This is a genomic window from Streptomyces sp. NPDC002785, from assembly GCF_040295565.1.
GTDB lineage: Bacteria > Actinomycetota > Actinomycetes > Streptomycetales > Streptomycetaceae > Streptomyces.
The window spans coordinates 20,888-27,906 of record NZ_JBEOVN010000088.1; the positions used below are offsets into that span (position 1 = coordinate 20,888).

The window sequence follows — 7,019 nt, forward strand, 5'->3', positions numbered from 1 at the left end:
CACCGGCCGGAGGGGCAGAGCGTCAGCTCTGGCCGCCCGCCAGCTTCTCGCGCAGGGCAGCCAGGGCCTCGTCCGACGCCAGGGCGCCGGAGTTGTCCGCGGACTCCGAGGAGTACGAGCCGCCACCGGTGCCACCGGAGGCAGCCGGGGCGCCACCGGCCGGGGCGGCAGCGCCCTCGGCAGCAGCGGCCTCGTCGGCCTCGCGGGACTTGATGACCTGGGCCTGGTGCTGCTCGAAGCGCTGCTGCGCCTCGGCGTACTGCGTCTCCCACGCCTCGCGCTGGGTCTCGTAGCCCTCGAGCCAGTCGTTGGTCTCGGGGTCGAAGCCCTCGGGGTAGATGTAGTTGCCCTGGTCGTCGTAGGACGCGGCCATGCCGTACAGGGTCGGGTCGAACTCGACCGAGGCCGGGTCGGCACCGAAGGACTCGTTGGCCTGCTTCAGCGAGAGGCTGATGCGGCGGCGCTCGAGGTCGATGTCGATGACCTTGACGAAGATCTCGTCGTTGACCTGGACGACCTGCTCCGGGATCTCCACGTGGCGCTCGGCCAGCTCGGAGATGTGGACCAGACCCTCGATGCCCTCGTCGACGCGCACGAACGCACCGAACGGAACGAGCTTGGTGACCTTACCGGGAACGACCTGCCCGATCTGGTGCGTGCGGGCGAACTGCTGCCACGGGTCTTCCTGCGTCGCCTTGAGCGACAGCGAGACGCGCTCGCGGTCCATGTCGACGTCGAGAACCTCGACGGTGACTTCCTGGCCGACCTCGACAACCTCGGAGGGGTGGTCGATGTGCTTCCAGGACAGCTCGGAGACGTGCACGAGACCGTCGACGCCACCGAGGTCCACGAAGGCACCGAAGTTGACGATCGAGGAGACGACGCCGGAGCGGACCTGACCCTTCTGCAGGGTCGTGAGGAAGGTCTGACGGACCTCGCTCTGGGTCTGCTCGAGCCAGGCACGGCGGGACAGGACCACGTTGTTGCGGTTCTTGTCCAGCTCGATGATCTTGGCCTCGAGCTCCTTGCCCACGTAGGGCTGGAGGTCGCGGACACGACGCATCTCGACGAGCGACGCCGGGAGGAAGCCGCGGAGGCCGATGTCGAGGATGAGACCACCCTTGACGACCTCGATGACGGTACCGGTGACGATGCCGTCTTCTTCCTTGATCTTCTCGATGGTGCCCCAGGCACGCTCGTACTGAGCGCGCTTCTTCGAGAGGATCAGGCGGCCTTCCTTGTCCTCCTTCTGGAGAACCAGGGCCTCGATCTCGTCGCCGACCTTGACGACCTCGTTCGGGTCGACGTCGTGCTTGATCGAGAGCTCGCGGCTCGGGATGACACCTTCGGTCTTGTAACCGATGTCGAGGAGAACCTCGTCCCGGTCAACCTTGACGATGACACCGTCAACGATGTCGCCGTCGTTGAAGTACTTGATCGTCTCGTCGATCGCCGCGAGGAACGCGTCCGCGTCGCCGATGTCGTTGACCGCAACCTGCGGAGTGGTGGCGGTGGTCTCGGTGCTGCTCGTCATGTGGGAAAGGGCTCCGGTACGGACAGTGAGTCGTAGGTACTGCTACGCCGAGAGCCCGTATCGCCTCTGCAGAAGCCGGACAGCCCGGGAAGCGCCCGACCCGCGGAACGGGAGGCACCTCGTGAACCGAGGGGACATGCAACAGACGCGAGCGCGGCCTGCTAGGTCTGAGGCGCGCAGGCTCGCAGCGCAACTTGTAGCATACGGGGGCAGCCGGGCACGGTCAATGCGCGAAGCCCTACACCGGGGGCACAACAGCCCATATCCGGCACAATTCGTGTTCTCCGAGGCCACATCGGCCCGGGAGACAATCTGTGGGTACGGCCGTACTCACAGGTGCCCCTGGGCGCTTACCGCGTGCGGCGGGTGAAGGCAAACTACAACGACGGACACGATGAGCCAAGAGATCTACACGGCCGAACCCGAAGCGACTCGCCGCAGCGCGTCGGAGGCCGAGAGCAGCCGGGCCAGTCGCGGCTGGTGGGACCGGAACGCCGACGAGTACCAGAGCGACCACGGCGCCTTCCTCGGCGACGACCGTTTCGTCTGGGGTCCGGAAGGGCTCGACGAGGCCGAGGCCTGCCTGCTCGGCCCCACCGAGTCGCTGAAGGGCCTGGACATCCTGGAGATCGGTGCGGGCGCGGCGCAGTGCTCGCGCTGGCTGGCCGCCAGGGGCGCCCGTCCGGTGGCCCTGGACCTCTCGCACCGGCAGCTGCAGCACGCGCTGCGGATCGGCAACGAGGTCCCCCTGGTGGAGGCGGACGCCGGGGCGCTGCCGTTCCAAGACGGCTCCTTCGACCTGGCGTGCTCCGCCTATGGCGCGGTGCCGTTCGTCGCCGACCCCGTGCAGGTGTTCCGCGAGGTGCACCGGGTGCTGCGCCCCAAAGGCCGCTGGGTCTTCTCGGTGACGCATCCGGTCCGCTGGGCGTTCCCGGACGAGCCGGGGCCCGAAGGACTCTCGGTCTCGGCCTCGTACTTCGACCGCACTCCCTATGTCGAGCAGGACGAACAGGGCAACGCCGTGTACGTCGAGCACCACCGGACGCTGGGCGACCGGGTGCGGGACGTGGTGGCCGGCGGATTCCGGCTGGTCGATCTCGTAGAACCGGAGTGGCCCGCCTGGAACAACCAGGAGTGGGGCGGCTGGTCCCCGTTGCGCGGGAATCTGATCCCGGGGACGGCGATCTTCGTCTGCGTACGGGATTGATACGGGGGCGGGACCCGTCCCGGGGTACGGAAGCCGCTGTGCCTCGTACGAGACTGGGGGCGTGATCCGTACCGACGCCCTGGACCAGTTGCCCGTACGCACCGCTGTACCCGCCCTGGAGCGGGCGCTCGACGACCGCGGTGTCGCGGTGCTGTGCGCGCCGCCCGGCACCGGCAAGACGACCCTTGTACCGCTGGTCCTGGCCGGTCTGGTCGGGGGCGGCCCGGTGCGCAGGGTGGTGGTCGCCGAGCCGCGGCGGCTCGCGGCACGGGCGGCGGCGCGGCGGATGGCGTGGCTCGTCGGTGAGCAGGCCGGCGGGCGGGTGGGTTTCACGGTCCGCGGGGAGCGGGTGGTGGGGCGCGACACCGTGGTGGAGGTGGTGACCACCGGGGTGCTGCTCCAGCGGCTGCAGCGCGACCAGGAGCTGGCCGGGGTCGATGCGGTGATCATCGACGAATGCCATGAGCGGCATCTGGACGCGGACACGGTCGCCGCGTTCCTTCTTGACGTGCGGGAAGCGATCCGGCCCGATCTGCGGCTGGTCGCCGCGTCCGCGACGACGGACGCGGAAGGCTGGGCACGGCTGCTGGGCGATGCCCCGGTGGTGGAGGCGCAGGGTGTTTCGCATCCGGTGGAGGTGGTCTGGGCACCGCCCGCCGGACCGGTACGACCTCCGCACGGGAATGGGGTATCCCCTGCTCGAGCGCAGCCGAGAGCTTGGGGAAGGGTCGACCCGGCGCTGCTGACCCATGTCGCCTCGACGGTGCGCCGGGCGCTCGCCGAACGGGACGGCGATGTGCTGTGTTTCCTGCCCGGCGTCGGCGAGATCGGGCGGGTGGCGGGGCAGCTGACAGGGGTGGACGCCGAGGTGCTCCAGGTCCACGGGCGGGCTCCGGCGGCGGTACAGGAAGCGGTGCTGGCCGGGTCGTCCGACAGCCGGCGGGTGGTGCTGGCGACGTCGGTGGCGGAGTCGTCCCTGACGGTGCCCGGTGTGCGCGTCGTGGTCGACTCGGGGCTGGCCAGGGAGCCGCGTACCGATCACGCGCGGGGGCTGAGCGCGCTGACGACGGTACGGGCGTCGCAGGCGGCGGGCAGACAGCGGGCGGGCCGGGCCGGGCGTGAGGCGCCGGGGGCGGTGTACCGGTGCTGGGAGCAGGCGGAGCACGGGCGGCTGGCGCGGTTCCCGTCCCCGGAGATCAAGGTCGCGGATCTGGCGGCGTTCGCGTTGCAGGCAGCGTGCTGGGGCGATCCGGACGCGTCGGGGCTGGCGTTGCTCGATGCGCCGCCCGCGGGTGCGATGAGCGCGGCCCGCGAAGTGCTGACGGCGGTCGGCGCCGTGGACGCCGGCGGGCGGGTGACCGACCGGGGCGTACGGATGTCCCGGCTGGGCCTCCACCCGCGCCTGGCACGGGCCCTGCTGGACGGCGCCGACGAGGTGGGCGGGCGCCGGGCGGCCGAGGTGGTGGCGCTGCTGAGCGAGGAGCCGCCGCGGGAGTACGGGGACGATCTGGCGGCCGCGCTGCGTACCGCCCGGCGGGGCGGGGACGGCTATGCGGCGCGTTGGCGGCAGGAGGTCCGGCGGCTGTCCTCGTCGGTCAAGGATGTGGGTGGGGGTTCCGGTCCGGACGACGGTGCCGTCGGTCTGGTGGCCGCGCTGGCGTTCCCGGAGCGGGTGGCGCGGGCCCGGGGCGAGGGGGCGTTCCTGATGGCGTCGGGTACGGGGGCAAAGCTGCGGGACGGGTCGGGGCTGCGCAGTGCGCCGTGGCTGGCGGTCGCGGTCGCCGACCGGCCCGCGCACGCGCCGTCCGCGCGGGTGCGGCTCGCCGCGGTCATCGACGAGGGCACGGCGCGGACGGCCGCCGGGCATCTGCGGTTCTCGGGCGAGGAGGTTCGCTGGGCCGGCGGCGATGTGGTGGCGCGCCGGGTGGAGCGGCTGGGTGCCGTCGAGCTGTCGGTGCGCCCGCTGAAGGAGCCCGCGCCCGAGCTGGTGCGCGAGGCGCTGGTCGAGGGCCTGCGTCGCGAAGGGCTCGGGCTGCTGCGCTGGACGCGTGAGACCGGGCAGCTGTGGGAGCGGCTCGCCTTTCTGCACCGGACGTTGGGTGCGCCCTGGCCGGATGTGTCGGACGGTGCGCTGCTGGACCGTACCGAAGAGTGGCTGGAGCCCGAGCTGTCACGGGCCCGCCGGCGCTCCGATCTGGCGCGGATCGACGCCGGGCAGGCGTTGCGGCGGCTGCTGCCGTGGGCGACCGGTGAGGCGGCCCGCCTGGACGAGCTGGCGCCGGAGCGGATCGAGGTGCCGAGCGGCTCCCGTATCAGAGTGGAGTACGGCGGGGCGCAGCCCGTACTCGCGGTGAAGCTCCAGGAGCTGTTCGGCCTGCAGGGGACCCCGAGGGTGGCCGGGGTGCCGGTCCTGGTCCATCTCCTCTCCCCCGCCGGCCGTCCCGCGGCCGTCACCGCGGATCTGGCGTCGTTCTGGCGGGACGGCTACCGGGCCGTGCGGGCGGAACTGCGCGGTCGCTATCCGAAGCATCCGTGGCCGGAGGACCCCACAATGGTGGAGGCGACCCGGTTCACGAAGGCGCGACTCGGGAAGCAGTGAACGCCGGGAAGTCGACGCAGAACACCCCGGTCCGGCGCGGGTACCCGGTCGGGTTCGAGCCTCGCGGCCTCCTGCCACCAGGAGAGCGGGAGGCCGGTCTCGAACCGGTCCGCCGGCTCGTCGCCGGCCGTCGGCTCGGGCCCGCCCTTGGGTGTGCCCGCTGGGGCGCGGTCAGGCGGCGGCGGGTTCCGCTTCCTCCTGCCGGGTGGACTCCGACTCCCCCGGGCGCCGGGAGCGCGCCTCCAGCCACAGCGCGAGCGCGAGCAGTCCGGCGGCGAGGACGACGAATCCCCGAGGCAGGTACGAGGTGAGCAGCAGGATCAGCACGCGCTGGGATTTGACCAGGGCAACGGTCGAATCGATGTAGTCCTCGCGCATCTTCACATGCCCGGCGAACGCGGTGACGGTGTCCTGGGACATGCCCATCGCCTTGGCGTTGCGCAGCTCCTCCTTGTGGATCTCCTCGCCGTTGACAGGCGCTCCGGTGACCGGGTCGACCCAGAACATCCGCTTGGTGGTGTACCAGCGGGTCATGCCCGTCTTGGCGATCTGCTCCGCCGTGACGCCCTTGATGGGCATCTTCTTCGGCATCGGGACCTTGGTCCAGGGGACGGTCTGCTCGAAGTAGTAGACGTCCATGCCGCGGAAGGTACGGGTGCCCTTGTAGTGGATGGGCGAGCTCGTCCGGGTCTGGGCGTCGAAGTACTCGTAGTCGCGCTTTTCGGTGAGGAAGGGCCACTTGAACTCGATGCCCTCGCGCCTGACCGGGTCGCCGTCGACCGATTCGCCGGTGGCGTGGACGGGGGCCTGGCTGTGGGCGTCGAAGATGTAGCGCTCGGGGATCTGGGAGACCATTTTGCCGTTCGGGCCGGCGACGTAGCTGAGGGAGTCCCAGACGACGACGTCGCGGCCGGCGCTGCGCTCGATCTTCTCGGACTCCTCCACATTGCCCTTGAGGGTCTGCACGATCGTGGCCTTGGGGACCTGCTTGACCTTCATATTGTCGTTGTAGTCGAGGAGTGTGGCGGGCTTCGCCTCCATCACCGCCTCCTGGTACTGGCTGGGCGGGATCTTCGCCAGCCTCGGGAAGGCGTACCAGCGCAGCAGTGGCGACATGGCGGCGAAGAAGACGGCGAAGGCCAGGAGTACGAGGCTGGCTCGGCGGCGCATGGTGGTGCCCTCCCTCAGCTTCCGTTGCTTCTTCCGGTTACTGGCTCTTGGGGCCCGGGACAGTGGTCAGCAGGGGTTTGGGCGAGGTCTCTCCGGGTGGGGCGCCGATCGTGGTGATGGTGAAGACGAGCGCGAGGGCTGCGGCCAGCCCGATGGCGGCGGCGACGAGAGCACGCATGCCGGTCCTCCCGGAGAGCACGGATCTGATGGGCCGTCAGGGTTGAATACCGTAGCAATGCGGGCGCGAGATGAGAACACTTGAGACCGACCGGCACATGGGGAGGGTGGGAGAAGGAGCGGGCTGGGAGGTGCCGGGGGCGGGGACCTTGCGCGGGGCGCCGCGGCATCGGGCGGTCTTGTACGTCGGCATCGCGACCGTTCGCCCCCATGCCTGCCGGCTGATCGACCGGTTGAGGGCCGGGACAAGGACACTCTTCACCCCCGCCCTGAAGGCGGGGCACCGGGAGGGAGCAGAAGTGGAACAGCCCCTGCGCCACGTGGTGGCGCAG

Annotated in this window: 6 protein-coding genes; 3 read left to right on the forward strand and 3 right to left on the reverse strand. The window is 70.7% G+C overall.

The features are described from left to right. Positions 1-22: 22 nt before the first annotated feature. A complete protein-coding gene (gene rpsA / locus ABTZ94_RS21005; RefSeq protein WP_030919647.1) occupies positions 23-1,534 on the reverse strand; it encodes a 30S ribosomal protein S1 in 1,512 nt (503 codons plus the stop codon). A gap of 394 nt (positions 1,535-1,928) precedes the next feature. On the opposite strand from rpsA, the gene ABTZ94_RS21010 reads away from it, so the two are divergent. Together ABTZ94_RS21010 and hrpB are read left to right on the forward strand one after the other, a co-directional pair. Beyond that, the gene (locus tag ABTZ94_RS21010) at positions 1,929-2,741 is read left to right on the forward strand and encodes a class I SAM-dependent methyltransferase (RefSeq protein WP_351202572.1); all 813 of its coding nucleotides are present in this window, start codon (positions 1,929-1,931) and stop codon (positions 2,739-2,741) included. Between the two features lie 61 nt (positions 2,742-2,802). After that, on the forward strand, positions 2,803-5,340 hold the full coding sequence (hrpB, locus tag ABTZ94_RS21015; RefSeq protein WP_351202573.1) for an ATP-dependent helicase HrpB: 2,538 nt from the start codon (positions 2,803-2,805) through the stop codon (positions 5,338-5,340). Between the two features lie 171 nt (positions 5,341-5,511). Here the strand turns inward: hrpB and pgfA are convergent, their stop codons facing one another. Next, a complete protein-coding gene (gene pgfA, locus ABTZ94_RS21020) occupies positions 5,512-6,510 on the reverse strand; it encodes a cell envelope lipid trafficking protein PgfA (RefSeq protein WP_351202574.1) in 999 nt (332 codons plus the stop codon). A gap of 37 nt (positions 6,511-6,547) precedes the next feature. Continuing rightward, positions 6,548-6,688 carry an SPW_0924 family protein gene (locus tag ABTZ94_RS21025; RefSeq protein WP_351202575.1) on the reverse strand — a complete coding sequence of 47 codons (141 nt, stop codon included), beginning with the start codon at positions 6,686-6,688 and terminating at the stop codon, positions 6,548-6,550. Between the two features lie 70 nt (positions 6,689-6,758). On the opposite strand from ABTZ94_RS21025, the gene ABTZ94_RS37920 reads away from it, so the two are divergent. Beyond that, a partial coding sequence (locus ABTZ94_RS37920; protein WP_502967276.1) for a hypothetical protein occupies positions 6,759-7,019 on the forward strand: 261 nt, incomplete at its 3' end.

Coding starts and splice junctions, on each gene's coding strand:
- ABTZ94_RS21010 (WP_351202572.1), top strand. CDS start 1,929: ATGAGCCAAGAGATCTACACGGCCGAACCCGAAGCGACTCGCCGCAGC.
- pgfA (WP_351202574.1), bottom strand. CDS start 6,510: ATGCGCCGCCGAGCCAGCCTCGTACTCCTGGCCTTCGCCGTCTTCTTC.
- ABTZ94_RS21025 (WP_351202575.1), bottom strand. CDS start 6,688: ATGCGTGCTCTCGTCGCCGCCGCCATCGGGCTGGCCGCAGCCCTCGCG.
- rpsA (WP_030919647.1), bottom strand. CDS start 1,534: ATGACGAGCAGCACCGAGACCACCGCCACCACTCCGCAGGTTGCGGTC.